We start from the raw sequence: 26,630 nt of genomic DNA on the forward strand, positions 1-26,630 counted from the left end.
CTTCGGTCGCGCGTATGCACCGCGATCCATGCTGCCCACGTGCGGGCGGAACTTTGATCTTCAGCGATCTGTGAAAGCAGGAACGGCCCTGAATACCCGCCTCGACCACCGCAACCCCCTCGTGTTCGACACGCACGAGCTGGGTCGGCGTCCTGGTGCCATGCAGCGGCTGTCCCGTGAGATCGCGGCACCGGGGGACCTCGGTCTCGCCGGAGTCATCGGAGTGCCGGAAGGCGCCCCGCTGAAGCTCAAGCTCCGCCTCGAGTCGGTCATGGAAGGGGTGCTTGTCACAGGCACCGTCCGTGCATCGGCGACCGGGGAGTGCGTAAGGTGTCTGGAGTCCGTCGAGCGCGAGCTCAAGGCGGACTTCCAGGAGATGTTCTCGTACCCTGACGCCGACGACCGGAGCCGCTCCAAGGCGGAGCCGGCCGACGACGCCGAGGACGACGAGGACACGCTCTTCCTCGAGGACGGCTTGTTCGACCTCGAACCCGTGCTGCGCGACGTGGTGGTGCTCGCACTGCCGCTGCAGCCGGTGTGCCGGGAGGACTGTCTCGGACTGTGCCCCGATTGCGGGCTCAGCCTGAACGATGACCCGGACCACCACCATGACGCCGTCGACATCCGTTGGGCGGCATTGCAAGGACTCGTCGTGACCGATCAGGACGACGAGAAGGACAACATGAGCGGCACTGCCTCTGACGGAGTTCAGGGCGCCGCCGAGAAGCAGGAGAAGTAGCCGTGGCTGTTCCGAAGCGGAAGATGTCGCGCAGCAACACGCGCCACCGCCGGTCGCAGTGGAAGGCTGCGGTCCCCACCCTGGTTTCGTGCGAGCGTTGCCAGGAGCCGAAGCTCCAGCACATTGCGTGCCCGAGCTGCGGCACCTACAACAAGCGCCAGGTCCTCGAGGTCTGAGCGGCTGGTGAGAGGCGCAATGTCTGAGCTGTCCAACGCTGAGAAGCAGGCAGACAGTAGCAACGCGGCCTCGTCCCACAAGCTTCTGGAAGGGCGGCTCGGGTATCGACTCGAGTCCGCCCTTCTGGTGCGTGCACTGACCCACCGCTCGTACGCATACGAGAACGGCGGTCTGCCCACCAACGAGCGGCTGGAGTTCCTCGGGGACTCCGTGCTCGGCCTGGTGGTCACGGACACGCTGTACACGACCCACCCGGATCTCCCCGAAGGCCAGCTGGCCAAGCTTCGGGCCGCGGTGGTCAACTCGCGTGCACTGGCGGAGGTCGGGCGCGGCCTCGAACTCGGCTCCTTCATCCGGCTCGGCCGGGGCGAAGAGGGCACGGGTGGCCGGGACAAGGCCTCCATCCTCGCCGACACCCTTGAAGCGGTGATCGGCGCGGTCTACCTCGACCAGGGCCTCGACGCGGCCTCGGAGCTGGTTCACCGGCTCTTCGACCCGCTCATCGAGAAGTCCTCGAACCTCGGAGCCGGCCTGGACTGGAAGACCAGTCTCCAGGAGCTCACGGCGGCCGAAGGTCTTGGCGTACCGGAATACCTGGTCACGGAGACCGGACCGGACCACGAGAAGACCTTCACTGCTGCCGCCCGCGTCGGTGGTGTCTCGTACGGCACCGGCACCGGCCGCAGCAAGAAGGAAGCGGAACAGCAGGCGGCGGAATCCGCCTGGCGCGGTATCCGTACCGCGGCGGACGAGCGGAACGCGGCCGCGGCCGTGGCCGCCGCGGACGCCGAAGCCGGTGCTCCGGCCGAGGAGGGCGGGACGCCGACGTCCGCCGACCCGGCGCCGAGCGCCTGACCCTTCCTTCGGGGTTTCCCCCGCCCCCGTCACCTGCCCCGGCAGGCGGCGGGGGCGGTCCCGTTTCCGTATCCCGTCGCTTGTGCGGTCCCGTTTCCGGACGCCCGCGGCGGGGCCGGTAGGCTCGGCCGCAGCGCCAGGAACCGCACCGCCACCGAGGAGAGACCGTGCCCGAGCTGCCCGAGGTCGAAGTCGTGCGGCGGGGTCTCGAGCGCTGGGTGGCCGGGCGGACCGTCGAGGCCGTCGAGGTCCTGCACCCGCGGGCCGTACGGCGCCACCCGGGCGGCGGGGCCGACTTCGCGGCGCGCCTGCGCGGGGAGACCATCGGGGTGCCGCAGCGGCGCGGGAAGTACCTGTGGCTGCCGCTGGCCGGGCGGGACCTGTCGGTCCTGGGGCACCTGGGGATGAGCGGACAGCTGCTCGTGCAGCCCGTGGACGCCCCCGACGAGAAGCACCTGCGGATCCGGGTGCGGTTCACCGACTCCGGCAGCGGCTCCGCTACCGAGCTGCGCTTCGTCGACCAGCGGACCTTCGGCGGGCTCTCGCTGCACGAGGTCGCCGCCGACAGCACGGACGGGCTGCCCGACGTCATCGCGCACATCGCGCGCGACCCCCTGGACCCGCTGTTCGACGAGGGCGCCTACCACCTGGCACTGCGCGGCCGGCGGACCACCGTGAAGCGGGCGCTGCTGGACCAGTCGCTGATCAGCGGGGTCGGGAACATCTACGCGGACGAGGCGCTGTGGCGCGCCAAGCTGCACTACGAGCGCCCCACGGCCACCCTCACGCGCCCCCGGAGCACGGAACTCCTGGGCCACGTCCGGGACGTCATGAACGCGGCCCTCGCGGTCGGCGGCACCAGCTTCGACAGCCTCTACGTCAACGTGAACGGCGAGTCGGGCTACTTCGACCGCTCGCTCGACGCCTACGGGCGCGAGGACGAGCCCTGCCGGCGCTGCGGCACCCCGATGCGCCGCCGGCCGTGGATGAACAGGTCGAGCTACTTCTGCCCGCGCTGTCAGCGGGCGCCGCGCGTCCCGTCGTAGGACCGCCGGGCCACCAGTACCTCCGGCATGCTCCCCTCCAGGAAGTGGATGAGGGAGAGCAGGCGGTCCGCCACCTCGACGCCGAGCGGCGTCAGTTCGTAGTCGACGCGCGGCGGGTTCGTCGGCTGCGCCTCGCGGTGGACGAGGCCGTCGCGCTCGAGCGCGTGCAGGGTCTGGGACAGCATCTTCTCGCTCACGCCGTCCACCCGGCGCCGCAGCTCATTGAAGCGGCACGGGCCCTCGCGCAGCGCGCCCACGGTGAGGCTGCCCCAGCGGCCGGTGACGTGCTCCAGGGTCTCCCGGGACGGGCACGCGCGCGCGAAGACATCGAACGGGAGTTCGGGATCGGCGGCCTCGGCATGGCCGGATGGTGTGTCCATGGGTAGAGCGTACCTCCGCACAGCGCTAACCCATGGGTTGCGCTTTCGAAAAGTTAGTGGTTCTCTTTCTCTCGTCGCAGTCTTCCCCCGCCGCGCCGTTTCCACGGACCGCGGGGACGTTCGAGGAGAGATCGTCTTGTCCGGTACCACGCACACCCCCGTCGTCTCGATCGCCTACCACTCCGGATACGGCCACACCGCCGTCATCGCCGAGGCGGTCCGCAACGGCGCCGCCGAGGCGGGCGCGACCGTCCACTTCATCAAGGTCGACGAGATCGACGACGCGCAGTGGGCGCTGCTCGACGCCTCCGACGCGATCGTGTTCGGCTCCCCGACCTACATGGGCACCGCCTCCGGCGCCTTCCACGTCTTCGCCGAGGCCACGTCCAAGCGCTGGTTCGGCGACGCGTGGCAGGACAAGGTGGCGGCCGGCTTCACCAACTCGGCCTCCAAGAGCGGCGACAAGCTGCACACCCTGCAGTTCTTCCAGATCCTGGCCGCGCAGCACGGCATGACCTGGGTCAACCTGGGCCTGAAGCCGGGCTGGAACGCGAGCACCGCCTCGGAGAACGACCTCAACCGCCTCGGCGTCTTCGCCGGCGCCGCCGCCCAGACCAACTCCGACGAGGGTGCGGACGCGGTCCACAAGGCCGACATCGCGACCGCCGAGCACCTGGGCCGGCGCGTCGCGGAGCACACCCGCGTCGTCGTCGCGGGCCGCGCGGCGCTGGCCGCGGTCTGAGCCGCCCGCGGCCCCTCGGGGTCCGAGGGGTAGGTCCGACCGACCGGCGGGCGATGTGCCTAGAAGCCGAAGTCCTGGGTCCACCAGGGGCCGCCGGCGGCGAAGTGGGCGCCGACGCCCAGGGTGCGGAACTCGCAGTTGAGGATGTTCGCCTTGTGGCCCGGGCTGTTCATCCAGGCCTTCATCACGGCCTCGGCGTCGCCCTGGCCGCGGGCGATGTTCTCGCCGCCCAGGCCCGAGATCCCGGCCTTGGCGGCGCGGTCCCACGGGCTGTTGTCGTCGGGGTCGGTGTGGCTGAAGAAGCCGCGGGTGGCCATGTCCTTGCTGAACGCCCGGGCCAGGCCGGCGAGCGGCGGGTTCGCCCGGACGGGGCCGCACCCGGCCTGCGCACGCTCCTGGTTCACCAGGGTGACCACGGCGGCCTCCTCGGCGGAGTGCCCGTCGAGGGGCGGCCGGGTGGCCGGGGCCTCGGTCGAAGGCTTCGGAGGCACGGGGGCGGGCTTCGCCGGGGCCTTGGTCGACGGCGCGGCGGACGGCGGGCTGCTCGGCCGCGCCGGAGCCGGGGCCGAGGCGGAAGCCGGGGGCGACGTGGAGGCCGAGGCGGACGGGCTCGGCGAGGCGGAGGCGGAGGGCGAGGCGGACGGGGAAGCCGGCGGGCTCGTCGACGCGGAGCCGGTCGGGACGCGGCCGGACAGGTTGGCGAGGCCCCCCTGCTGGTCCACGGAGCTGCCGCCCGGGCTCGGCGAGGCCTGCGCACGGGTCTCGGTCGAACCGCCGGACCCCGAACCGGAGACACCCACATAAGGGAAGGACCCGCCGACCGGCACCATGCCCGTCGTGACGGCCGCCGTACCGAGGGCCACGGCCACCGAAACGCCCAGCAGGCCGGTGCGCAGGGCGGTGCCGCGCTTGCCGCCGCGGCGCGGTGCGGCGTGGAGTCCGTGGCGTCCCATCGGCGTCGTGCCTTTCCTTACCAGACCAAGATCGTCCTTTACTCACCCAAACGGGTGAGTTCATTGGTGCGCGACTGTACGCCATGGGACAAGGGGGCGATGTGCCCCGAAAGTGTTTGCCCGGTTAGCGTTCACGCATGAATGAAGATGTCCGCCTGATCGCCTGGGTGCGCGGCCGTGTGCAGGGAGTGGGCTTCCGCTGGTTCACCAGGGAGAACGCTCTGGAGATCGGCGGGGTCGTCGGCTTCGCGCTCAATCTCGACGACGGGCGAGTGCAGGTGGTGGCCGAAGGTCAACGTGAGAATTGCCACCGGCTGCTCGACTGGCTGTGCTCGGGCGACACGCCCGGCCGGGTGGACGGGGTGACAGAGATCTGGGGCACACCGCGCGGTGGCTACGACGGCTTCGCGATCCGCTGAGCTTTCGGCTGATCATGTACTGATCACACCCTGAGTCCGTCCGCACACGGTCGGATCTGCGCATTCTCCGCGGACACGTTGCCGAGGCGGACGATCCGTGGAAGGCTCGGAGATGAGGATGATCTCCACGCCCCTTGCGGGGCCCGGGCCGCCCGCCGATACGGGGCGTGATCGTGTTGACCGTCAAACTTTTTGGTGAGACGCTGGAAGCCCCGCGCACCTGAGCTGTTTGGCAGTGTTGGCAGTAGTAAGCGCAGTGACTGACAGTCGCTGCCGGACATCCGCGGGTGCGATTCCCTCACGACCCACACCGCTTCGGTCGGTCACTCAGTGTGGAGGACCATCCATCATGGCAAAGGCGCTTCTCGGTTACGTCGGCGGTTCCGACCCGCGACTCCTCGCCGAGATGCGACGGCTTCAGCAGCGCGTCCAGGACCTCGAGTCCGAGCTCGTACGGATTCAGTCCGAAAATGACGCGCTGAACGCGGCCGCCGCTCAGCACGACGGAGACTCGCTGCTCGACAGCATCGAGATCGACGTACCCCAGGCGGAGCCTGCGCTCACCTGATCCGCGCTCACATCGTCGCTCGACACCAGCCCCGCATGATCTGCAAGGGACGCTCCGGCGTCCCTTCTTTCTTTCGACGCCGCGCCCCACGGCCTGAGGCCGGGCGGGGACCCGGTTCCTTTAACGTCGGTAGTGCCCTGCACCTTCATGGGTGAAACCGAACGCGAAAGGTAGAGTCCGGCGGCGTGCACCTCAAGTCCCTGACCCTGCGCGGCTTCAAATCCTTTGCTTCCGCGACCACCCTGCGCTTCGAACCCGGCATCACCTGTGTCGTGGGTCCGAACGGCTCCGGCAAGTCCAACGTCGTGGACGCGCTGTCCTGGGTCATGGGCGAACAAGGGGCCAAATCCCTGCGCGGCGGGAAGATGGAAGACGTCATCTTCGCCGGGACCACGGGGCGCCCGCCGCTCGGCCGCGCCGAGGTCTCGCTGACGATCGACAACTCCGACGGCGCCCTGCCCATCGACTACGCCGAAGTCACCATCACCCGCATCATGTTCCGCGGCGGCAGCAGCGAGTACCAGATCAACGGTGACACCTGTCGGTTGCTCGACATCCAGGAACTGCTCTCCGACTCCGGCATCGGCCGCGAGATGCACGTCATCGTCGGACAGGGCCAGCTCGACTCCGTCCTGCACGCCGACCCCATGGGACGCCGCGCCTTCATCGAGGAGGCGGCCGGCGTACTGAAGCACCGCAAGCGCAAGGAGAAGGCGCTGCGGAAGCTGGACGCGATGCAGGCCAACCTCGCCCGCGTGCAGGACCTCAACGACGAACTGCGCCGCCAGCTGAAGCCCCTCGGCCGGCAGGCCGCGGTGGCCCGGCGGGCGGCCGTCATCCAGGCGGACCTGCGCGACGCGCGGCTGCGGCTGCTCGCCGACGACCTGGTCACGCTGCGGCGCGCGCTCGACGCGGAGATCGCGGACGAGGCGGCGCTGAAGGAGCGCAAGGAGGCCGCCGAGGCCCGGCTCGCGGAGGCGCTGCGGCGCGAGGCGGAGCTGGAGGAGGCGGTGCGGGAGCTCACGCCGCGGCTCCAGCGGGCGCAGCAGACCTGGTACGAGCTCTCGCAGCTCGCCGAGCGGGTCCGCGGGACCGCGTCGCTCGCGGACGCGCGGGTCAAGAGCGCGACGGCCCCGGTGGAGGAGGAGCGGCGGGGGCGCGATCCGGAGGACATGGAGAAGGAGGCCGCGCGGATCCGCGAGCAGGAGGCGGAACTGACGGCGGCTCTGGAGGCCGCCTCGTACGCGCTGGAGGACACGGCGGCGCACCGGACGGAGCTGGAGCGGGAGCTGGCCGAGGAGGAACGGCGGCTGCGGGACGCGGCGCGGGCCATCGCGGACCGGCGCGAGGCACTGGCGCGGCTGACGGGCCGGCTCGGCGCCGCCCGCTCCCGGGCCGGTGCCGCGCAGGCCGAGATCGACCGGCTCGTCGCGGCGCGCGACGAGGCCGAGGTGCGGGCGGTGGCCGCGCAGGAGGAGTACGAGGCCCTGGCGGAGGAGGTCGGCGGCCTCGACGACGCGTCGGCGGAGGACGAGTACGAGGCCGCGCGGGCCGCGCTGGCCGAGGCGGAGGCCGCGCTGGCGGCGGCCCGGGACGCGGTGACGGCGGCCGAGCGCTCGCGGGCGGCGGTGTCGGCGCGGCGGGACGCACTGGCGCTGGGCCTGCGGCGCAAGGACGGTACGGGTGCGCTGCTCGCGGCGCGGGAACGGCTGGCCGGGCTGCTGGGCCCGGCGGCGGAGCGGCTCTCGGTGACCCCGGGGTACGAGGTCGCGGTGGCCGCTGCGCTGGGCTCGGCGGCGGACGCGCTGGCGGTGGCCTCCCCGGCCTCCGCGGCCGAGGCGATCCGCCACCTCCGCACCACGGACGCAGGCCGCGCCACCCTCCTGATCACCCCACCCACCCCCTTCCCACCCCAGCCCTCCACCCCGGGGGCCTTGGCGGGCCGGGGTCCGGCCTCCGGGCCGGCGGCCTTGCCGGGCCAGGCCCCGGCCTCGGACCTGGCTTCCCTCCCGGGCCAGGCCCCGGCCTCCGGATCGGGGGCTCTGCCGGGCCAGGCCCCGGCCTCCGGATCGGGGGCTCTGCCGGGCCAGGCCCCGGCCTCCGGATCGGGGGCTCTGCCGGGCGGGGGTTCGGCCTCCGATCTGGCTTCCCTCCCGGGGCAGGGTTCTGGGGCCGGTGGGGCCGTGGATGCGGGGGTGAGCGGGTGGGTTTCCGGTGAGGGTGGTGAGGGTGGGGGAGTGCTTCCTCACCCCGCGCTCTCACGGGATCGGGGGCTGGTCGGAGCCGGGACGCACGGGTCCGTGGAGGCGGGGGCGGACGGTGATGCGGCCGGCGGTGGCGGATCCGTGGGCGGAGCCGTCGGCATCGGTGTGGTCGGCGGTGTGGCCGTGGCGGAGCTGGTCGGTGGGGACGCCGAGGCGCTGCGGGCCGTCGCATGGGTGTTGCGGGACCACTTCGTGGTCGGGACGCTCGACGAGGCCGAGGCCCTCGTCGCGGAGCGGCCCGACGCGGTGGCGGTGACCGTCGAGGGCGACGTACTCGGGGCGCACCTCGCGCACGGCGGCTCCGCCGGGGCGCCCAGCCTGATCGAGGTGCAGGCCGCGGTGGACGAGGCGGCCGGCGAGCTGGACCGGCTCGACGCGCAGTGCCGGGAGCTGACCGGGGCCCAGGCGGCCGCGCAGGCACGGCGGCAGGACGCGGCGGCCCTGGTCGAGGAGCTCGCCGAGAGCCGCCGGGCCGGGGAGCGCGCCCGGGCCGGGGTCGCGCAGCAGCTCGGCCGCCTCGCCGGCCAGGCGAAGGGCGCCGCGGGCGAGGCCGAGCGCAGCGCCACCGCGGCGGCCAAGGCCCAGGACGCCCTGGAGCAGGCGCTGCTGGACGTGGAGGAGTGCGCCGAGCAGCTCGCGACGGCCGAGGAGATGCCCGCGGAGGAGGAGCCGGACACCTCCCGGCGGGACCGGCTGGCCGCCGACGGGGCCAACGCCCGGCAGACCGAGATGGAGGCCCGGCTCCAGCTCAGGACCCACGAGGAGCGGGTCAAGGGGCTGGCCGGAAGAGCGGATTCACTCGACCGGGCGGCCCGCGCCGAACGGGAGGCCCGCACCCGCGCCGAGCGCCGCCGGGCCCGCCTGCGGCACGAGGCGGAGGTCGCCCGGGCCGTCGCGGACGGCGCCCGCCAGCTGCTCGCGCACGTCGAGGTCTCGCTGGGCCGCGCCGACGGGGAGCGTGCCGGGGCCGAGCACGCCAGGGGCCTGCGCGAGCGGGAGCTCGCCGAGGCCAGGAACGGCGGCCGGGACCTGAAGGGCGAACTCGACAAGCTCACCGACTCGGTGCACCGCGGCGAGGTGCTCGGCGCCGAGAAGCGGCTGCGCATCGAGGCCGTGGAGGCCAAGGCGCTGGAGGAGTTCGGCATGGAGGCGGCCGGCCTGGTCGCCGAGTACGGCCCCGACCAGCCCGTCCCGCCGTCGCCGCCCGCCGAGGGCGAGACGCTGCCCGAGGACCCGGAGCATCCCCGGAACCTTCCCGGCCGCTTCGTCCGCGACCGGCAGGAGAAGCGGCTGAGGGCGGCCGAGCGCGCCTACCAGCAGCTCGGCAAGGTCAACCCGCTCGCGCTGGAGGAGTTCGCGGCGCTGGAGGAGCGCCACCAGTTCCTCAGCGAGCAGCTGGAGGACCTGCGCAAGACCCGCGCCGACCTCCTTCAAGTGGTGAAGGAGGTCGACGAGCGCGTCGAACAGGTCTTCACCGAGGCGTACCGGGACACGGCCCGGGAGTTCGAGGGGGTCTTCTCGCGGCTGTTCCCGGGCGGCGAGGGCCGGCTGATCCTCACCGACCCCGACAACATGCTGACCACCGGCGTCGACGTCGAGGCCCGCCCGCCGGGCAAGAAGGTCAAGCGGCTGTCGCTGCTCTCGGGCGGTGAGCGCTCGCTGACCGCCGTGGCCCTGCTGGTGTCCATCTTCAAGGCGCGGCCCAGCCCGTTCTATGTGATGGACGAGGTCGAGGCGGCGCTCGACGACACCAACCTGCAGCGGCTGATCCGGATTATGGAGGAGCTCCAGGAGAGCTCCCAGCTGATCGTGATCACCCATCAGAAGCGGACGATGGAGGTCGCGGACGCCCTCTACGGCGTCTCGATGCAGGGCGACGGAGTCTCCAAGGTCATCAGTCAGCGGCTGCGCTGACCTCCTTTGGACCAGGTTCACTTCACAAAGTGAACACTCGATCGGCTTCCACCTGTCAGTCATCCCCGCTTGATGCATTTTTCACGAGGTATTGACTTCACAAAGTGAAGTCATAAGCTCTGCTGTGCCGTGTCCACGTTCAGGTGGTGGTGAGCCGCATGCTGTGCGCCACTAGAGGAACACGCGCATAGACACACACCCCCACACCGCCCGCAGCCGACGCCGGGCCCAGGAGCGCACCTTGACCAGCACAGCGAACGCCGCCGCAGGCGGTGGCCGGGCGGCGCAGCCCGACCATCTCGGGCACGTCATCTTCATCACCGCGGCCGCCGCCATGGGCGGCTTCCTCTTCGGCTACGACAGCTCGGTCATCAACGGCGCCGTCGTCGCCATCCGGGAACGGTTCGACGTCGGCTCCGAGGCCCTCGCCCAGGTGATCGCCGCCGCACTCATCGGCTGTGCGATCGGCGCCGCCACCGCGGGCCGCATCGCCGACCGGATCGGCCGCATCCGCTGCATGCAGATCGCGGCGGTCCTCTTCACGGTCAGCGCCATCGGCTCGGCCCTCCCGTTCGCCCTGTGGGACCTGGCCATGTGGCGCGTCGTCGGCGGCTTCGGCATCGGCATGGCCTCGGTCATCGGCCCGGCCTACATCGCCGAGGTGTCCCCGGCCGCCTACCGAGGCCGCCTGGCCTCGTTCCAGCAGGCCGCCATCGTCATCGGCATCGCCATCTCCCAGCTCGTCAACTGGGGCATCCTGAACCTCGCAGACGGAGACCAGCGCGGCGAGCTCGCCGGCCTGGAGGCCTGGCAGTGGATGCTCGGCGTGATGGTCGTCCCCGCCATCCTCTACGGGCTGTTGTCCTTCGTGATCCCGGAGTCCCCGCGCTTCCTGATCTCCGTCGGCCGCACCGAGCAGGCCAAGGAGGTGCTGCGGGAGGTCGAGGGCTCGTCCGTCGACCTCGACGCCCGCGTCGCCGAGATCGACCGGGCCATGCGCTCCGAGCACAAGTCCACCTTCTGGGACCTGCTCGGCGGCCGGTTCGGCCTCATGCCCATCGTCTGGATCGGCATCGGCCTCTCCGTCTTCCAGCAGCTCGTCGGCATCAACGTGATCTTCTACTACAGCTCCTCGCTGTGGCAGTCCGTCGGCATCGACCCGACCAGCTCGTTCCTGTACTCCTTCACCACGTCGATCATCAACATCATCGGCACGGTGATCGCGATGATCTTCGTCGACCGGATCGGCCGCAAGCCGCTGGCCCTCATCGGCTCCGTCGGCATGGCCGTCTCCCTCGGCCTCGCCGCCTGGGCGTTCTCGTACAAGGAGGGCACCGGCGACAACATCACCATGCCCGACACCCAGGGCACGGTCGCACTGATCGCCGCGCACTCCTTCGTGCTCTTCTTCGCCCTGTCCTGGGGCGTGGTGGTCTGGGTGCTGCTCGGCGAGATGTTCCCGAACCGCATCCGGGCCGCGGCCCTCGGCGTCGCCGCGGCGGCCCAGTGGATCGCCAACTGGGTCATCACCGTCACGTTCCCGTCGCTCTCGGACTGGAACCTGTCCGGCGCGTACGTGATCTACACGTTCTTCGCCGTGCTCTCGATCCCCTTCATCCTCAAGTGGGTGCCGGAGACCAAGGGCAAGGCGCTGGAGGAGATGGGGTAACCATCCCCGCCACCACCCCTTCTCCTCGATACTGCCCCGGCTCAGTCCTTGAGCCGGGGCAGTACCTGTTCGCACAGCAGGTGCAGGCTGCGCCAGCCCTCGTCCAGCGGCATCCCGCCGCACAGCGGGTGCAGCACCAGGTTCCCCGCCTCGCCCGCGCCCCGGGCGTAGTCGACGGCCTGGTCCGGCGTGAGGATCCGGTACACGCCCTCCTCGCGCAGCTCGGCCACCGAGCGCGCGGCCGACCGTACGGCGCTGCGGATGTCCTTGGACTGCCAGGACGCGTACATGCCCGCCTCGTGCAGGAAGCGCTCGCCGTGCTCGGCCCAGGCCCGGTCGGGGTCCTCCGCGATGTGCAGCAGCGGGGTCTCGGCCGCGGGCATCATGCAGAAGCCCTCCGTGCCGTACTCGGCGAGCCGCTCCTGGTAGTACGCCTCCAGCTCCGGCAGGTGCGCGCTCGGGAAGAAGGGCAGGCCCAGCCGGGCCGCGCGCCGGGCCGCCGCCTGCGAACTCCCGCCGACCAGGAGCATCGGGTGCGGCCGGGTGAACGGCCGCGGGGTCACGCGTACGGTGCGGCCGCGGAACTCGAAGGGCTCGCCGGTCCACGCCTTCAGCAGGGTCTCCAGCAGCTCGTCCTGGAGCCGGCCGCGCCGCCCCCACTCCACCCCGTGCTGCTCGTACTCCTCGGGCCGGTAGCCGATGCCCGCGACCGTGACCAGGCGGCCGCCGCTCAGCAGGTCCAGCACGGCGATGTCCTCGGCGACCTTCAGCGGGTCGTACAGCGGGCCGATGATCGCCGAGACGGTGACCGCGATCCGGCGGGTGGCGCCGAAGACCGCGCCCGCGAAGGCGAAGGGCGAGGGCAGCCAGTTGTTGCCGGTGCCGTGGTGCTCCTCGGTCTGGATGGTGTCGATGCCGCGGTCGTCCGCGTACCGGGCCATCTCCAGCGCCGCCTTGTAGCGGGCGGAGAGGGAATCGGGGGTGCCGTTGGGGTCGACGAGATTGAACCGGGCCACGGTGATGGGCATGGAGAAGTCCCCCTTCGCCGGATGTGGGTGGGCGGGCGAAGGGGGACGTTAGCTGACGCAGCGTCAGTTGGACAGGGATCCGGCGAGCTCGGGCTCCTCGGCCGGAGCGGCCGCGGCCGGGGCCGCCGTGCGCGGCAGTACGGCGTACAGCACGCCCGAGGTGAGGATGCCGGCCACCCAGCCGAGGCCGTTCTCGCCGATCCAGGTGCCGGCGAGCGGTCCGCTGAACCAGTCCACCTTGGTGAACAGCAGGCCCACGACCAGGGCGAGGGCCCACGCGGTCATCGCCTGCCAGGCGAAACCGCCCTTGTACCAGTAGGCGCTGGTGCGCGTGGTGTCCAGCAGCGCGGGGCCGTCGTACTCCGTGCGGCGCAGCATGTCCACGCCGAAGACGCCGATCCACGCGGAGAAGGCCACGGCGAGCAGGGTCAGGAAGGAGATGAAGGAGCCGAAGAAGCTGGTCGCGACCACCATCAGCAGGAAGCCGAAGACCAGGCTGATGAGGGCGTTGACGCTGACGGCCCAGGCGCGCGGGACCTTGATGCCCAGGGTCTGCGCGGTGAAGCCGGCCGAGTACATGGACATCGAGTTGATGAGCAGCATGCCGACGAGCGCGATGAGCAGGTACGGGACCGCGATCCAGGTCGGCAGCAGCTCGCCGATGAAGGAGACCGGGTCCTGGGCGCTGGCCAGGTCCGGGGTGCCGACGGCCATGACCGCGCCCATCAGGACCATGGGCAGCACGACCACGCCGGCGCCGCCGATCGTCGCGCCGACCATGCCCTTGGAGGAGGCGGTGCGGGGCAGGTAGCGCGTGAAGTCGGGGCCCGAGGGCACCCAGCTGATGCCGCCGGCGGCGATGGTGCCGATGCCCGCGATCATCATCGCGGTGGAGCCGGCCGGCTTGCCGAAGACGGCGGACCAGTCGGTGGTGGCCACCAGGTACCCGAGGACCAGCACGCTGAACGCGCCGAAGAGGTACGTCGACCACTTGGAGCAGACGCGCAGCGCGTTGATGCCGAGGCCCGAGACGACGAACGTGCAGCCCACGAAGAACAGCAGGGTGACGACGATCAGCGGGGTGTTGCTCTTGATGCCGAAGAGCAGGTCGAGCACGGTCAGCACGGCGTAGGCGCCGCTGACCGCGTTGATGGTCTCCCAGCCCCACCGGGCCACCCAGATGAGGGCGCCGGGGAAGAGGTTGCCGCGCTGACCGAACACGGCCCGCGAGAGGGCCATGCCCGGGGCGCCGCCCCGCTTCCCGGCGATCGAGATCAGGCCCACGATCCCGTACGAGACGACCGGCGCGGCGACCGCGACGATCAGCACCTGCCAGATGTTGAGCTTGTTGAAGATCACCAGTCCGGCGCCCATGGTCAGCAGCAGCACGCTGATGTTGGCGGCGACCCAGGTGGGGACGAGCTCGCGGACCCGGCCGCCGCGCTCGCCGTCCGGGACCGGCTCCAGGCCGCGGGTCTCTATCGCGGTCTCTTCGGCAGACATGCAGTACTCCGTGGGGGAGGGAGTGGAGGGGAGTCGCTCATCATCGTAGATTTGCCGCTAAAACCACAAATAGAGGCTTACGGCCCGGTGGGAACCTCCAAGGTCCGGGTTCCGGGCCGGCTGTGGCAGATACTGGGTGGGTTATGGAAATCCTCATCCTTGCTGTAGTCATCGCCCTGGTCGCGGTCGGCGCGATCAGCGGGCTCGTGGTCAGCAGCCGCAAGAAGAAGCAGCTGCCGCCCACGGCGCCGTCGAGCACGCCGACCATCACTGCCCCGCCCGCCGAACCCCAGGTGGGGGAGGACGCCGCACCGACGGTCGAAGAGCCGCGCCGGACCATCGAGGAGGTCGTCCTCCCCGACGCGGAGGCCGCCCTCGAGACGCCGGCCGCTGTCGAGGACCCGGTCGTCGAGGCTCCGCCCGCGCCCGCGATCGAGGTGCCCGAGCCCACCGCCGGCCGCCTGATCCGGCTGCGCGCCCGCCTCGCCCGGTCGCAGAACTCCCTCGGCAAGGGGCTGCTCACGCTGCTCTCCCGGGAGCACCTCGACGAGGACACCTGGGAGGAGATCGAGGAGACCCTCCTGGTCGCCGACGTCGGTGTCGTCCCGACCCAGGAGCTGGTCGACCGGCTCCGCGAGCGGGTCAAGGTGCTCGGCACCCGCACCCCCGCGGACCTGCGCGCCCTGCTGAAGGAGGAGCTGCTGACCCTGGTCGGCACCGACTTCGACCGCGCCGTGAAGACGGAGAGCGGCGAGGACACCCCCGGCGTGATCATGGTCGTCGGTGTCAACGGCACCGGCAAGACCACCACCACCGGCAAGCTGGCGCGCGTGCTCGTCGCCGACGGCCGCAGCGTGGTGCTCGGCGCGGCCGACACCTTCCGCGCCGCCGCCGCCGACCAGCTCCAGACCTGGGGCGACCGGGTCGGCGCCCGTACGGTGCGCGGTCCCGAGGGCGGCGACCCCGCGTCGATCGCCTACGACGCCGTCAAGGAGGGCATCGCCGAGGGCGCCGACGTGGTGCTCATCGACACCGCGGGCCGCCTGCACACCAAGACCGGCCTCATGGACGAGCTCGGCAAGGTCAAGCGCGTCGTGGAGAAGCACGGTCCGCTCGACGAGATCCTGCTGGTCCTGGACGCCACCACCGGCCAGAACGGCCTGACCCAGGCCCGCGTCTTCGCCGAGGTCGTGGACATCACCGGCATCGTGCTGACCAAGCTCGACGGCACCGCCAAGGGCGGCATCGTCGTCGCCGTCCAGCGCGAGCTCGGCGTCCCCGTCAAGCTCGTCGGCCTCGGCGAGGGCCCGGACGACCTGGCGCCCTTCGAGCCGGAGGCGTTCGTCGACGCCCTGATCGGCGACTGAGAGCCGTACCTCCCCCCACATGCGGGTGCCCCCGCGTTCCGGCCGGAACGCGGGGGCACCCGCATGTGGGGGGAGGCTACCGGCGGAAGCGGTGGCAGATGTACGCGAGGGTGCCGAGCAGCAGCCGGGCCTGCGGCGGGCCCCCGGCCGAGTCGAGCGCGGGCGGCCGCAGCCAGCCGGCCTGGCCGAGCCCCGCCCGGTCGGAGGGCGGGGCCGTCACGTAGCAGCCGTGGCCCAGGGCCCGCAGGTCCAGATCGGCGTCGTCCCAGCCCATCCGGTACAGCAGCTGCGGCAGTTCGGCCGCGGCGCCCGGGGCCACGAAGAACTGCGCCCTGCCGTCCGGGGTCTCGATGACAGGGCCGAGCGGCAGGCCCATCCGCTCCAGCCGGACCAGCGCGCGGCGTCCGGCCTCCGCGGAGACCTCGATGACGTCGAAGGAGCGGCCCACGGGGAGCAGTACCGCCGCGCCCGGGTGCTCGCCCCAGGCCTCGGTGACCTCGTCCAGGGTGGCCCCGGCCTTGACCGTGGGGGCGAAGTCGAGCGGATGCGCCCCGGGGGCGGCGCAGTGCGCGTCCCCGCAGGAGCAGTCGCGCGCGGGTGCCGCGGCGCGGGCCCCGGGGACCACGTCCCAGCCCCACAGCCCGGTGTACTCCGCCACCGCCGTGCACTCCGAGGTCCGGCCGCGGCGCCGGGCGCCGGAGCGGAACTCCCTGGTGCCACGGCTGCCGCCGATCGTGAAGCCCATGCCCATGCCCCCTCCAACGGGTCGGACGCTCCGGTGGTTACGGCATCGGCGGGACCGGCGCACTCCTCGCCGCGTGCGCCCCGAGCGCACTCCTGTCCACCGATCCCTTTTCACCTTGCTGTCAAGTGAATCGCGCCTGGCCGGTGGCGAGTTCATTCGAAGGGGTGGCGAATGGTGGCGTTTCTGGAATCGACCTCGCGGCAGGGGTGATCGTAGGATTACTTTCGGTACACGAACCCCGAAGGCAAACCCATCCGTGGGTATGCCGGAGGCAATGCGTGAAGGACTCGTGAAGGTCCGTGGCGACGGTTGCCGTTCCCGTCAGGGTTCGTGTGGAAGAGGCTGAGCGGATGGGGGCGTTCCAGTGAGCGGCAACGGCGCAAGCGGAACGGGCGAGGAGTCCGTGGAATCCGCCGACCGCAACGTCCAGCTGACGTCGTGGTTCGTGCGCAGCGGCTGGTCGAAGGGCGAACTCGCCCGCCAGGTCAACCGCCGGGCCCGCCAGATGGGCGCGCACCACATCAGCACGGACACCTCCCGGGTGCGCCGCTGGCTCGACGGCGAACAGCCCCGTGAGCCCGTCCCGCGGATCCTCTCCGAGCTGTTCTCCGAGCGGTTCGGCTCCGTCGTCGCCATCGAGCAGCTCGGCCTGCGCACCGCCCACCAGACCCCCTCCGTCTCCGGCGTCGACCTGCCCTGGGCCGGCCCGCAGACCGTCGAACTGCTCGGCGAGTTCTCCCGCAGCGACCTGATGCTGGCCCGCCGCGGCTTCCTCGGGACCTCGCTCGCCCTCTCCGCCGGCCCCGCCCTCATCGAGCCCATGCAGCGCTGGCTCGTCCCGGCCCCGGCCGCCGACCCGGGACCGCGGGCGGCGGGGCCGGCGGGCCCCCTCCACGGCCCCCGCCCGCCCCGGCTCTCCGAACCCGAGCTCGACCTCCTCGACGCCACCACCGTCATGTTCCGCCAGTGGGACGCCCAGTGCGGCGGCGGACTGCGCCGCAAGGCCGTGGTCGGCCAGCTCCACGAGGTCACCGACCTGCTCCAGGAGAACCACCCGGCCCCCGTCATGAAGCGGCTCTTCAAGGTCGCCGCGGAACTCGCCGAACTGGCCGGCTGGATGAGCTACGACATCGGCCTGCACCCCACCGCGCAGAAGTACTTCGTCCTCGCCCTGCACGCCGCGAAGGAGGCCGGGGACAAGCCGCTCGGCTCGTACATCCTGTCCGGGATGAGCCGCCAGATGATCCACCTGGGCCGCCCCGAGGACGCCCTGGAACTCATCCACCTCGCGCAGTACGGCAGCCGCGACTGCGCCGGCCCGCGCACCCAGGCCATGCTGTATGCGATGGAGGCCCGCGCCTACGCCAACATGGGGCAGCCCAGCCGCTGCAAGCGGGCCGTGCGGATGGCCGAGGACACCTTCGGCGACGTCGGCTTCGGGGGCGAGCCCGAACCCGACTGGATCCGCTTCTTCTCCGAGGCGGAGCTGAACGGGGAGAACTCCCACTCGTACCGCGACCTGGCCTACGTCGCCGGGCGCAGCCCCACGTACGCCTCCCTCGCCGAACCCGTCATGGAGCGGGCCGTCGAACTCTTCGAGAAGGACGAGGAGCACCAGCGCTCCTACGCCCTCAACCTCATCGGCATGGCCACCGTCCACCTGCTCCAGCGCGAGCCCGAACAGGCCACCGTCCTCGTCGGCCGGGCCCTCGACGTGGCGCAAAAGGTTCGGTCCGAGCGGGTGAACACCCGGCTCCGCAAGACCGTCGACACCGCCGCCCGTGAGTACGGCGACGTCGCCGACGTGGTCCGGCTCACCGACATCCTCGCCGCCCGGCTCCCCGAAGCCGCGGAGGCCGTCTGACGGCCCACCCGGCCGCCCCCGAGGCCCCGGCCGCGGCAGTCACCCCGTGAAGCCCGATCAGGCTCCCCCAGCCAGGACATCCGGGTACTGCCGCGGCCGGCTGAACGCCCGCCGTCCGTTCATGGACGCGTAACACGCCCGACCTCTTCGTCACGGGCACGAAACACCTTGCGGCGCCGCCGGAAACCGGCCTGCGCGAATCTCAGGGCCAATAACCGGCCAGTCCGGGCCAGCCCCCCATCAGGCCGGACCCCTTAACGCCGCTCAGGTTCCCACGATCGCCCGCACGCGAACGTACCGACGACGAGGAGACGCCGATGGCATCAGCCATCACGACCCTCGCGGCAGACGCCCCGACGCTGTCTGCCGCGAACACCGGGTTCATGCTCATCTGCTCCGCCCTGGTCATGCTGATGACCCCGGGACTCGCCTTCTTCTACGGAGGCATGGTCCGCGTCAAGAGCAGCCTCAACATGCTGATGATGAGCTTCATCAGCCTCGGGATCGTCACGATCCTGTGGGTCCTCTACGGCTTCAGCCTCGCCTTCGGCACCGACTCCGGCTCCCTCATCGGCTGGAACTCCGACTACGTGGGCCTCAGCGGCATCGGCATCACCGAGCTGTGGGACGGCTACACCATCCCGGTCTACGTCTTCGCCGTCTTCCAGCTGATGTTCGCCGTCATCACCCCCGCCCTGATCAGCGGCGCCCTCGCCGACCGGGTGAAGTTCAGCGCCTGGGCCCTGTTCACCGCCCTGTGGGTGACCGTCGTCTACTTCCCCGTCGCCCACTGGGTCTGGGGCGCCGGCGGCTGGCTCTTCGAAATGGGCGTCATCGACTTCGCGGGCGGCACCGCCGTCCACATCAACGCCGGCGCCGCCGCCCTCGGCGTGATCCTGGTCATCGGCAAGCGCGTCGGCTTCAAGAAGGACCCGATGCGCCCGCACAGCCTCCCGCTCGTGATGCTCGGCGCCGGCCTCCTGTGGTTCGGCTGGTTCGGCTTCAACGCGGGCTCCTGGCTCGGCAACGACGACGGCGTCGGCGCGGTCATGTTCGTCAACACCCAGGTCGCCACGGCCGCCGCCATGCTCGCCTGGCTCGCCTACGAGAAGCTGCGCCACGGCTCCTTCACCACCCTCGGCGCCGCCTCCGGCGCGGTCGCCGGCCTCGTCGCCATCACCCCCGCCGGCGGCGCCGTCAGCCCGCTCGGTGCCATCGCGGTCGGCGCCATCGCCGGTGTGCTGTGCGCCATGGCGGTGGGCCTGAAGTACAAGTTCGGCTTCGACGACTCCCTCGACGTGGTCGGCGTGCACCTCGTCGGCGGTGTCGCCGGCTCCCTGCTCGTGGGCTTCTTCGCCACCGGCGGGGTCCAGTCCGACGTCGCGGGCCTCTTCTACGGCGGCGGCCTGGAGCAGCTGGGCAAGCAGGCCGTCGGAGTCTTCTCCGTCCTCGCCTACTCTCTCGTGGCGTCCGCACTGCTCGCCTTCCTCCTCGACAAGACGATGGGGATGCGGGTCACCGAGGACGACGAGGTCTCCGGCATCGACCAGGTCGAACACGCCGAGACCGCCTACGACTTCAGCGGAGCGGGCGGCGGAGCCTCCTCCCGGAGCACCGCCGTACCCGTACCCGCCGCCGCCGCGAGCAAGAAGGTTGACGCATGAAGCTGATCACCGCGATCGTCAAGCCGCACAAGCTGGACGAGATCAAGGAAGCCCTCCAGGCCTTCGGGGTCCAGGGACTCACGGTCACCGAGGCCAGCGGCTACGGGCGCCAGCGCGGCCACACCGAGGTCTACCGCGGCGCCGAGTACACCGTGGACCTCGTACCCAAGATCCGCATCGAGGTGCTCACCGACGACGCCGACGCCGACGACGTGATCGACGTCATCGTGCGCGCCGCGGCCACCGGCAAGATCGGCGACGGCAAGGTGTGGAGCGTCCCCGTGGACTCGGTCGTCCGGGTCCGCACCCGCGAGCGCGGCGCTGACGCGCTCTAGGTGAACGGAGCTCCTGGGTGACGAGCGTCGAAGAGACCACGGACCACACGGCCGACTCGGGACCCAGCGGATACGCCGCGGCCCGGCTGCGACTCCTCCAGGAGGAGTCGCGGTCCGGGCCTTCGCGGCGTTCCGCCCTGGCCGGGCTGACCGACGACTGGCTGAACGCCCTGTTCACGACTGCCGTCCGGGAGACCGGCGTACGCGGCGCCTCCCTGGTGGCCGTCGGCGGCTACGGACGGGGCGAGCTCTCGCCGCGCAGCGACCTCGACCTGGTGCTGCTGCACGACGGCAAGGCCGAGCCGCGGCGGCTCGGCGCGCTGGCCGACCGCCTCTGGTACCCGGTGTGGGACCTGGGCCTCGCCCTCGACCACTCCGTACGGACCCCCGGCGAGGCCCGCAAGACGGCCGCCGAGGACCTCAAGGTGCACCTCGGGCTGCTGGACGCCCGGCCGGTCGCCGGAGACGCCGGCCTGCTCGCGGGCCTGCGCACCTCCGTCCTGGCCGACTGGCGCAACCAGGCCGCCAAACGCCTCCCCGAGCTGCACACCCTGTGCCGGGAGCGGGCCGAGCGAGCCGGTGAGCTCCGCTTCCTGCTCGAACCCGACCTCAAGGAGGCCCGCGGCGGGCTCCGGGACGCCACCGCGCTGCGGGCGGTGGCGGCGTCCTGGCTGGCGGACGCCCCGCGCGAGGGCCTCGCCGACGCCCGGCGGCGGCTCCTCGACGCCCGGGACGCCCTGCACCTGGTCACGGGCCGGGCCACCGACCGGCTCGCGCTCCAGGAACAGGACCAGGTCGCGACGCAGCTCGGGCTGCTGGACGCGGACGCGCTGCTCCGCGAGGTGTACGAGGCCGCGCGGGTCGTCGCGTACGCCGGCGACGTGACCTGGCGGGAGGTCGGGCGGGTGCTGCGGGCGTGCTCGGCCCGGCCGAGGCTGCGCGGCCTGCTCGGCACCCGCGGCCCGGCGGCGGCCCCGCGCGCACCGCTCGCCGAAGGGGTCGTGGAGTCCGACGGCGAGGCCGTACTGGCCCTGGCCGCGCGCCCCGACCGCGATCCGGCCCTGGCGCTGCGGCTCGCCGCGGCAGCCGCGCAGGCGGGGCTGCCCGTATCGCTGCACGCCCTGCGCAGGCTCGCCGCGCAGGGCAAGCCGCTGCCGGTGCCCTGGCCGGCGGAGGCCCGCGAACAGCTGCTGACCCTGCTGGGCGCGGGGGAGCCGATGGTGCCCGTGTGGGAGGCCCTGGAGGCGGAGGGCCTGATCACGCGGCTGCTGCCCGACTGGGAGCGGGTCCGCTGCCGTCCCCAGCGCAACCCCGTCCACACCTGGACCGTGGACCGGCACCTCATCGAGACGGCGGTGCGCGCCTCGGCCCTCACCCGCCGGGTCGGCCGCCCCGACCTGCTCCTGATGGCCGCCCTCCTGCACGACATCGGCAAGGGCTGGCCCGGGGACCACTCGGTGGCGGGCGAGACGATCGCCCGCGACGTCGCCGCCCGGGTCGGCTTCGACGCGCAGGACGTCGCCGTCCTGGGCACGCTCGTACGCCACCACCTGCTGCTGATCGACACCGCGACCCGGCGCGACCTGGACGACCCGGCGACCCTCCGCTCGGTCGCCGCCGCCGTGGGGTCGGTGGGGACGCTGGAGATACTGCACGCCCTGACGGAGGCCGACGCCCTGGCCACCGGGCCGGCGGCGTGGAGCGCCTGGCGGGGATCGCTGGTCGCGGACCTTGTCGCGCGGGTCGCGGCGGTCCTGCGCGGGACGCCGCAGGAGGTGCGGGAGCCGGAGATCCCGACGACCGAGCAGGAGCGCGTGGCGGTGGAGGCCCTGCGCACCGGGGAGCCGGTGCTCGCGCTGCACGCCCGCCAGGAGGAGGACGCGGTCGGCGTGGAGCTGGTCGTGGCCGTCCCCGACCAGCCCGGGGTCCTCCCGGCGGTGGCCGGGGTGCTGGCCCTGCACCGGCTGACCGTCCGGGCGGCGGACCTGCGCTCCGTGGAGCTCCCGGACCGGCTCGGCGAGGTGCTGGTGCTGCGGTGGCGGGTGGCGGCGGAGTACGGGGCGCTGCCCGAGGCGGCCAGGCTGCGCACCGACCTGGTGCGGGCCCTGGACGGCTCGCTGGACGTCCCGTCGAAGCTGGCGGACCGCGAGGCGGCCTACCCGCGCAGGCGCGGGGTGGTCCCGCCGCCGCCCCGGGTCGCGGTGGTCCCGGACGTCTCCTCGCTGGCCACCGTGCTGGAGGTGCGCGCCCCGGACGCGGTGGGGCTGCTCCACCGGATCGGGCGGGCCCTGGAGACGGCGGGCGTCCGGGTGCGGAGCGCGCACGTCTCGACGCTGGGTGCGAACGCCGTGGACACGCTGTACGTCACGTCCCCGGACGGCAAGCCACTGGATCCCGCGGAGGCCGCCGCCCTGGCAGGTGCGGTACAGGCGGCCCTGTCCTAGCCGGCGGAGCCGTTGCCGGGGCTCCGCCCCGGACCCCGCGCCTCAAACGCCGGCGAGGCTGGAATGGTCGGCTGACGCCGGCTGAAGCCAGCCCCTCCGGCGTTTGAGGAGCGGGGTACGGGGCGGAGCCCCGGTCTTTGAGCCGCGCTGGGCAGGCGGCCATCCGGCCGAATCCAGCCCCGCCGGCGTTTGAGGCGCGGGGCCGGGCAGCGCCCGGGATCGGACCACCGGGTCCACCACGCGGCATGGCCCGATACCCTTGGGGACGACCCACCGCCCCCGACCCGAGGAATCGCGACCACCGTGTTCGATACGCTCTCCGACCGCTTGGCGAATACCTTCAAGGGCCTGCGCGGCAAAGGCCGGCTGTCCGAGGCTGACATCGACGCAGCGGCCCGGGAAATCCGTATCGCGCTCCTCGAGGCCGACGTCGCCCTCCCGGTCGTCCGCTCCTTCATCGCGAACGTCAAGGAACGCGCGCGCGGCGAAGAGGTCAGCAAGGCCCTCAACCCGGGCCAGCAGGTCCTCAAGATCGTCAACGACGAGCTCGTCACGATCCTCGGCGGCGAGACCCGGCGGCTGCGCTTCGCCAAGACCGCCCCCACCGTGATCATGCTCGCCGGCCTCCAGGGTGCGGGCAAGACCACCCTCGCCGGAAAGCTGGGCCTCTGGCTCAAGGGGCAGGGCCACACCCCGCTCCTCGTCGCGTGCGACCTCCAGCGCCCCAACGCCGTCAACCAGCTCTCGGTCGTCGCCGACCGCGCGGGCGTGGCGTTCTACGGGCCCCAGCCGGGCAACGGCGTCGGCGACCCGGTCCAGGTGGCGAAGGACTCCGTCGAGTACGCGCGCACCAAGCAGTTCGACATCGTGATCGTCGACACCGCCGGCCGCCTCGGCATCGACCAGGAGCTGATGCAGCAGGCCGCGGACATCCGCGACGCCGTCAGCCCCGACGAGATCCTCTTCGTCGTCGACGCCATGATCGGTCAGGACGCGGTCAACACCGCCGAGGCCTTCCGCGACGGCGTCGGCTTCGACGGCGTCGTGCTCTCCAAGCTCGACGGCGACGCCCGCGGCGGTGCCGCGCTCTCCATCGCGCACGTCACCGGCAAGCAGATCATGTTCGCCTCGAACGGCGAGAAGCTCGACGAGTTCGACGCCTTCCACCCGGACCGCATGGCCGGCCGGATCCTCGACATGGGTGACATGCTCACCCTCATCGAGCAGGCCGAGAAGACCTTCAGTCAGGCCGAAGCCGAGAAGATGGCGGCCAAGCTGCAGAAGGGCCCGAAGGAGTTCACGCTCGACGACTTCCTGGCCCAGATGGAGCAGGTCCGCAAGATGGGCTCCATCTCCAAGCTGCTCGGCATGCTGCCCGGCATGGGGCAGATCAAGGACCAGATCAACAACATCGACGAGCGCGACGTGGACCGCACCGCCGCGATCATCAAGTCGATGACCCCGGCCGAGCGCCAGGACCCGACGATCATCAACGGCTCGCGCCGCGCCCGTATCGCCAAGGGTTCCGGCACCGAGGTCAGCGCGGTCAAGTCGCTCGTGGAGCGGTTCTTCGACGCCCGCAAGATGATGTCCCGCATGGCCCAGGGCGGCGGCATGCCCGGGATGCCCGGCATCCCCGGGATGGGCGGCGGCCCCGGCCGGCAGAAGAAGCAGGTCAAGCAGGCCAAGGGCAAGCGCAAGAGCGGCAACCCGATGAAGCGCAGGGAAGAGGAGGCCGCGGCCGCGGCCCGCCGCGAGCAGGGCCCGCAGGCCGTCGAGCCCGCGCCCGGGGCCAACCCCTTCGGCCTTCCGGCGGGGGGCGGTCAGCCCGGCCAGGACTTCGACCTTCCGGACGAGTTCAAGAAGTTCATGAAGTAGCACCCGCGCAGGCGGGAAGCGCAGGGCCCCGGTCATGATCCCACGACCGGGGCCCTGCGCTTTCTGCAGGGGCAATGGGTTGATTTGTCGCTTATCGTCTGCCGGGAGGACGGCAGAAGGAGGCGCCCCGTGCCCACCCCCACCCCCGTACCGCCCCGCGACCGGGCCGACACGCCCTGGCGCTCCGAGGGCGCGCCGCCCGCGCCTCCGCCGAAGAAGCGGATGCCCGGCGGCTGGCGCGGGCTGATCCTCACTGCCCTGATCGTGTACCTGATCACCAACCTGGTGCTGTCCTTCTTCAACGAGGGGGACGAGCCGACGATCTCGTACACCGAGTTCAGCAAGCAGGTCGCGAACGGCAACGTCTCGAAGATCTACTCCAAGGGCGACGCGATCCAGGGCCAGCTGAAGGCCAAGCAGCCGATGCCCGACGGGGACAAGGGCGACTACACCAAGTTCGTCACCCAGCGCCCCGCCTTCGCCGACGACGACCTGTGGGCGAACCTCACCAAGCAGAACGTCAACGTCACCGCCTCCCCGGTCGTGGTGCAGCGCAGCTTCCTGGCCAACCTGCTGCTCTCCCTCGCCCCGATCCTGCTCCTGGTCCTGCTGTGGGTGTTCATCGCCCGCCGGATGGGCGCGGCGATGGGCGGCGGCATGGGCGCGCTGGGCCGCAAGGCGCCGCCGAAGCCGGTGGAGCTGGAGGCGGGCGCACCGCGCACCACCTTCGAGGACGTGGCGGGCATCGACGAGGTCGAGGGCGAGCTCAACGACGTCGTCGACTTCCTCAAGAACCCGCAGGCCTACCGGAAGCTGGGCGCCCGGATGCCCGGCGGCGTCCTGCTGTCCGGCCCGCCCGGCACCGGGAAGACCCTCCTCGCCCGGGCGGTGGCGGGCGAGGCCGGGGTGCCGTTCTTCTCCGCCTCCGCCTCCGAGTTCATCGAGATGATCGTCGGCGTCGGCGCCTCCCGCGTCCGCGAACTCTTCGCCGAGGCGCGCAAGGTGGCCCCCGCGATCATCTTCATCGACGAGATCGACACCATCGGGCGCGTGCGCGGCGGCGGCGGGGCCATGGGCGGCCACGACGAACGCGAACAGACCCTCAACCAGATCCTCACCGAGATGGACGGCTTCTCGGGCTCGGAAGGGGTGGTCGTCCTGGCCGCCACCAACCGCGCGGACGTCCTGGACCCCGCCCTGACCCGGCCCGGCCGCTTCGACCGCACCGTGGTCGTCTCCCCGCCCGACCGGGGCGGCCGCGAGGCCATCCTGCGCATCCACACCCGCGACATCCCGCTCGCCCCGGGCGTCGACCTCGAGCAGGTGGCCCGCACCACCCCCGGAATGACCGGCGCCGAACTGGCCAACCTGGCCAACGAAGCCGCGCTGCTGGCCGTCAAGCGCCGGCAGGACCAGGTCACCCAGTCCGACCTGTCCGACGCCCTGGAGAAGGTCCAGCTCGGCGCTGAGCGCGCCCTGGTCATGCCGCTGGAGGAGCGCCGCCGCACGGCCTACCACGAGAGCGGCCACGCCCTCCTGGGCATGCTCCAGCCGGGCGCCGACCCGGTCCGCAAGATCACCATCGTGCCCCGCGGCCGCGCCCTCGGCGTCACCCTCTCCACCCCGGACGCCGACCGGTACGCCTACACGGAGCCGTACCTGCGCGGCCGCATCATCGGCGCGCTCGGCGGCATGGCCGCCGAACACGTGGTCTACGACGTCATCACCACGGGCGCGGAGAACGACCTCGAACAGGTCACCAACATCGTGCGCGGGATGGTCGGCCGCTGGGGCATGAGCGACCGCGTCGGCAAGCTCACCGCCATCCCGTCCGACGGCGGCAGCCCGTACGGCCTGTCCGCCGCGCCCACCACCCTCGACGCGGTGGACCACGAGATGCGGCGGATCGTCGACGAGTGCTACGACACGGCCTGCCGCCTGCTGCGCGAGAACCGCCCGAAACTCGACGCCCTGGCCGAGGCCCTGCTCGCCAACGAGACCCTGGACGAGGCGGCCGCGTACGCCGCCGCCGGCATCACCCGTCTGACGAAGGGCCACGCCACCGGCTGACCCGTA

General features: G+C 72.0%; 21 protein-coding genes. 16 read left to right on the forward strand and 5 right to left on the reverse strand.

Going from position 1 to position 26,630, the window contains the following annotated elements:
* Positions 1-28 precede the first annotated feature (28 nt).
* From ACFWP3_RS24955 to mutM, 4 genes are all read left to right on the forward strand, one after another.
* Complete coding sequence (locus ACFWP3_RS24955) at positions 29-739, forward strand: YceD family protein (protein WP_384224954.1); 711 nt, start codon at positions 29-31, stop codon at positions 737-739.
* A gap of 2 nt (positions 740-741) precedes the next feature.
* Complete coding sequence (rpmF, locus tag ACFWP3_RS24960; RefSeq protein WP_003965982.1) at positions 742-915, forward strand: 50S ribosomal protein L32; 174 nt, start codon at positions 742-744, stop codon at positions 913-915.
* Positions 916-934: 19 nt separating this feature from the next.
* Positions 935-1,771, forward strand: coding sequence for a ribonuclease III (gene rnc / locus ACFWP3_RS24965; RefSeq protein WP_384224956.1), 837 nt, complete (start codon positions 935-937; stop codon positions 1,769-1,771).
* A gap of 167 nt (positions 1,772-1,938) precedes the next feature.
* Positions 1,939-2,817: a bifunctional DNA-formamidopyrimidine glycosylase/DNA-(apurinic or apyrimidinic site) lyase gene (gene mutM / locus ACFWP3_RS24970; RefSeq protein WP_384224959.1), complete on the forward strand. Its 879-nt coding sequence runs from the start codon at positions 1,939-1,941 to the stop codon at positions 2,815-2,817.
* Here mutM and ACFWP3_RS24975 read toward each other — a convergent pair.
* Complete coding sequence (locus ACFWP3_RS24975) at positions 2,790-3,197, reverse strand: winged helix-turn-helix transcriptional regulator (RefSeq protein WP_384224961.1); 408 nt, start codon at positions 3,195-3,197, stop codon at positions 2,790-2,792. The two genes, mutM and ACFWP3_RS24975, sit on opposite strands and share 28 nt — an antisense overlap.
* 136 nt (positions 3,198-3,333) lie before the next feature.
* Between ACFWP3_RS24975 and ACFWP3_RS24980 the strand changes: the two genes are divergently transcribed.
* On the forward strand, positions 3,334-3,939 hold the full coding sequence (locus ACFWP3_RS24980; protein ID WP_384224964.1) for a flavodoxin family protein: 606 nt from the start codon (positions 3,334-3,336) through the stop codon (positions 3,937-3,939).
* Positions 3,940-3,998: 59 nt separating this feature from the next.
* Here the strand turns inward: ACFWP3_RS24980 and ACFWP3_RS24985 are convergent, their stop codons facing one another.
* The gene (locus ACFWP3_RS24985) at positions 3,999-4,892 is read right to left on the reverse strand and encodes a CAP domain-containing protein (protein ID WP_384224966.1); all 894 of its coding nucleotides are present in this window, start codon (positions 4,890-4,892) and stop codon (positions 3,999-4,001) included.
* A gap of 137 nt (positions 4,893-5,029) precedes the next feature.
* Between ACFWP3_RS24985 and ACFWP3_RS24990 the strand changes: the two genes are divergently transcribed.
* The 4 genes from ACFWP3_RS24990 to ACFWP3_RS25005 all read left to right on the forward strand — a co-directional run bounded on the left by ACFWP3_RS24990 (position 5,030) and on the right by ACFWP3_RS25005 (position 11,726).
* Entirely contained in the window at positions 5,030-5,311 is a 282-nt protein-coding gene (locus tag ACFWP3_RS24990) for an acylphosphatase (protein WP_384224969.1), read from the forward strand.
* A 349-nt stretch (positions 5,312-5,660) separates the two neighbouring features.
* Complete coding sequence (locus ACFWP3_RS24995; protein WP_069922122.1) at positions 5,661-5,879, forward strand: hypothetical protein; 219 nt, start codon at positions 5,661-5,663, stop codon at positions 5,877-5,879.
* A 185-nt stretch (positions 5,880-6,064) separates the two neighbouring features.
* The gene (locus tag ACFWP3_RS25000) at positions 6,065-10,057 is read left to right on the forward strand and encodes an AAA family ATPase (RefSeq protein ID WP_384224972.1); all 3,993 of its coding nucleotides are present in this window, start codon (positions 6,065-6,067) and stop codon (positions 10,055-10,057) included.
* Positions 10,058-10,298: 241 nt separating this feature from the next.
* A complete protein-coding gene (locus ACFWP3_RS25005; protein ID WP_384224974.1) occupies positions 10,299-11,726 on the forward strand; it encodes a sugar porter family MFS transporter in 1,428 nt (475 codons plus the stop codon).
* A 41-nt stretch (positions 11,727-11,767) separates the two neighbouring features.
* Here ACFWP3_RS25005 and ACFWP3_RS25010 read toward each other — a convergent pair whose 3' ends face one another.
* Positions 11,768-12,754: an LLM class flavin-dependent oxidoreductase gene (locus tag ACFWP3_RS25010; RefSeq protein WP_384224976.1), complete on the reverse strand. Its 987-nt coding sequence runs from the start codon at positions 12,752-12,754 to the stop codon at positions 11,768-11,770.
* A 63-nt stretch (positions 12,755-12,817) separates the two neighbouring features.
* Positions 12,818-14,257 (reverse strand): cytosine permease, encoded by a 1,440-nt coding sequence (locus tag ACFWP3_RS25015; RefSeq protein ID WP_384224979.1) that lies wholly within the window; start codon positions 14,255-14,257, stop codon positions 12,818-12,820.
* Positions 14,258-14,400: 143 nt separating this feature from the next.
* Between ACFWP3_RS25015 and ftsY the strand changes: the two genes are divergently transcribed.
* A complete protein-coding gene (gene ftsY, locus ACFWP3_RS25020; protein ID WP_384224981.1) occupies positions 14,401-15,624 on the forward strand; it encodes a signal recognition particle-docking protein FtsY in 1,224 nt (407 codons plus the stop codon).
* 76 nt (positions 15,625-15,700) lie between these two features.
* Here the strand turns inward: ftsY and ACFWP3_RS25025 are convergent, their stop codons facing one another.
* Positions 15,701-16,369, reverse strand: coding sequence for a bifunctional DNA primase/polymerase (locus tag ACFWP3_RS25025; protein WP_384224984.1), 669 nt, complete (start codon positions 16,367-16,369; stop codon positions 15,701-15,703).
* Positions 16,370-16,733: 364 nt separating this feature from the next.
* Here ACFWP3_RS25025 and ACFWP3_RS25030 point away from each other — a divergent pair, with 364 nt between their 5' ends.
* From ACFWP3_RS25030 to ftsH, 6 genes are all read left to right on the forward strand, one after another.
* Positions 16,734-18,233 carry a hypothetical protein gene (locus ACFWP3_RS25030; RefSeq protein WP_384224986.1) on the forward strand — a complete coding sequence of 500 codons (1,500 nt, stop codon included), beginning with the start codon at positions 16,734-16,736 and terminating at the stop codon, positions 18,231-18,233.
* 317 nt (positions 18,234-18,550) lie between these two features.
* Positions 18,551-19,897, forward strand: coding sequence for an ammonium transporter (locus ACFWP3_RS25035; protein ID WP_384224989.1), 1,347 nt, complete (start codon positions 18,551-18,553; stop codon positions 19,895-19,897).
* Positions 19,894-20,232: a P-II family nitrogen regulator gene (locus tag ACFWP3_RS25040; RefSeq protein WP_069922130.1), complete on the forward strand. Its 339-nt coding sequence runs from the start codon at positions 19,894-19,896 to the stop codon at positions 20,230-20,232. Before ACFWP3_RS25035 ends, ACFWP3_RS25040 begins: the two co-directional genes overlap by 4 nt.
* 17 nt (positions 20,233-20,249) lie before the next feature.
* On the forward strand, positions 20,250-22,676 hold the full coding sequence (locus tag ACFWP3_RS25045; RefSeq protein WP_384224991.1) for a [protein-PII] uridylyltransferase: 2,427 nt from the start codon (positions 20,250-20,252) through the stop codon (positions 22,674-22,676).
* A 303-nt stretch (positions 22,677-22,979) separates the two neighbouring features.
* Positions 22,980-24,554, forward strand: coding sequence for a signal recognition particle protein (gene ffh / locus ACFWP3_RS25050; RefSeq protein WP_384224993.1), 1,575 nt, complete (start codon positions 22,980-22,982; stop codon positions 24,552-24,554).
* Between the two features lie 129 nt (positions 24,555-24,683).
* Entirely contained in the window at positions 24,684-26,624 is a 1,941-nt protein-coding gene (ftsH, locus tag ACFWP3_RS25055; protein WP_384224996.1) for an ATP-dependent zinc metalloprotease FtsH, read from the forward strand.
* Positions 26,625-26,630 lie beyond the last annotated feature (6 nt).

It is taken from the genome of Streptomyces sp. NPDC058525 (genome assembly GCF_042719495.1).
Classification (GTDB): domain Bacteria; phylum Actinomycetota; class Actinomycetes; order Streptomycetales; family Streptomycetaceae; genus Streptomyces.

Excerpts from the sequence above, each read along its gene's own strand:
- ACFWP3_RS24995 (WP_069922122.1), top strand. The coding sequence starts at position 5,661 with ATGGCAAAGGCGCTTCTCGGTTACGTCGGCGGTTCCGACCCGCGACTC.
- ftsY (WP_384224981.1), top strand. The coding sequence starts at position 14,401 with ATGGAAATCCTCATCCTTGCTGTAGTCATCGCCCTGGTCGCGGTCGGC.
- ACFWP3_RS25010 (WP_384224976.1), bottom strand. The coding sequence starts at position 12,754 with ATGCCCATCACCGTGGCCCGGTTCAATCTCGTCGACCCCAACGGCACC.
- ACFWP3_RS24955 (WP_384224954.1), top strand. The coding sequence starts at position 29 with ATGCTGCCCACGTGCGGGCGGAACTTTGATCTTCAGCGATCTGTGAAA.
- ACFWP3_RS24990 (WP_384224969.1), top strand. The coding sequence starts at position 5,030 with ATGAATGAAGATGTCCGCCTGATCGCCTGGGTGCGCGGCCGTGTGCAG.
- ACFWP3_RS25035 (WP_384224989.1), top strand. The coding sequence starts at position 18,551 with ATGGCATCAGCCATCACGACCCTCGCGGCAGACGCCCCGACGCTGTCT.
- rnc (WP_384224956.1), top strand. The coding sequence starts at position 935 with ATGTCTGAGCTGTCCAACGCTGAGAAGCAGGCAGACAGTAGCAACGCG.
- ACFWP3_RS25025 (WP_384224984.1), bottom strand. The coding sequence starts at position 16,369 with ATGGGCTTCACGATCGGCGGCAGCCGTGGCACCAGGGAGTTCCGCTCC.
- ACFWP3_RS25040 (WP_069922130.1), top strand. The coding sequence starts at position 19,894 with ATGAAGCTGATCACCGCGATCGTCAAGCCGCACAAGCTGGACGAGATC.
- ACFWP3_RS24975 (WP_384224961.1), bottom strand. The coding sequence starts at position 3,197 with ATGGACACACCATCCGGCCATGCCGAGGCCGCCGATCCCGAACTCCCG.
- ACFWP3_RS25015 (WP_384224979.1), bottom strand. The coding sequence starts at position 14,257 with ATGTCTGCCGAAGAGACCGCGATAGAGACCCGCGGCCTGGAGCCGGTC.
- ACFWP3_RS24985 (WP_384224966.1), bottom strand. The coding sequence starts at position 4,892 with ATGGGACGCCACGGACTCCACGCCGCACCGCGCCGCGGCGGCAAGCGC.